The 238-nt window shown below is 38.2% G+C and carries 1 protein-coding gene; it reads left to right on the forward strand.

The genetic code is table 11. The annotated features are described in order from the left end of the window. The first annotated feature begins 14 nt into the window (after window positions 1-14). Window positions 15-149, forward strand: a complete 135-nt coding sequence (locus tag R0K30_RS23425) for an L-serine ammonia-lyase, iron-sulfur-dependent, subunit alpha (RefSeq protein WP_410613417.1) — start codon at window positions 15-17, stop codon at window positions 147-149. Window positions 150-238 lie beyond the last annotated feature (89 nt).

Consider the following 238-nt stretch of genomic DNA (forward strand, 5'->3'; position numbering starts at 1 on the left):
CTTCTCGTCTTGCTATTCGCGGTAGTGGAGTACAAAAAGTATCGCTTGATAAAGTAATTAAAACCATGCTCGATCCCGGTAACGATATGAAAACAAAATACAAAGAAACCGCTCGCGGTGGATTAGCGGTTAACATTATCGAGTACTAATTAGATAGCATAAAAAAAGCCGCTTAGTTGCAAAACTAAGCGGCTTTTTCATTACTGTTTATGGCGGTTATTTAACTGGCAATTCGATA

The sequence above is a fragment of the Bacillus sp. SIMBA_154 genome (assembly GCF_046536015.1).
In the GTDB taxonomy this organism is placed as follows: domain Bacteria; phylum Bacillota; class Bacilli; order Bacillales; family Bacillaceae; genus Bacillus; species Bacillus pumilus_P.